The 311-nt window shown below is 65.9% G+C and carries 1 protein-coding gene; it reads right to left on the reverse strand.

All coding sequences use genetic code 11. The annotated features are described in order from the left end of the window. On the reverse strand, nt 1-311 hold a 311-nt coding region (locus CVN76_RS00590), incomplete at both ends, for a transketolase-like TK C-terminal-containing protein (protein WP_332850577.1).

The following is a 311-nucleotide window of genomic DNA, read 5'->3' on the forward strand; positions in this document are numbered from 1 at the left end:
GTTCAGCCCCACGTACTTGTACCAGTAGTCCGCGATACCCGCTTCCACCGCCACGCGGGCCGTCACCGCCGCCGGCAGCACGGATTCACGGTAAGCCGCGTCCTGCTTGTCGAAGGCGTCGGTAGACGGCATCGACACCACGCGCACTTTGGTGCCCGCCGCGCTCAGCTTGTCTGCCGCTTCCACGGTGATGCCCACTTCCGAACCGGTGGCAATCAGGATGACGTCCGGCGTACCGGCACAGTCCTTCAGCACGTAGCCGCCGCGGTAAACGTTGGCCAGCTGTTCCGCGGTACGCGGCTGCTGGGTCA

It is taken from the genome of Bacillus sp. mrc49 (assembly GCF_002803435.1).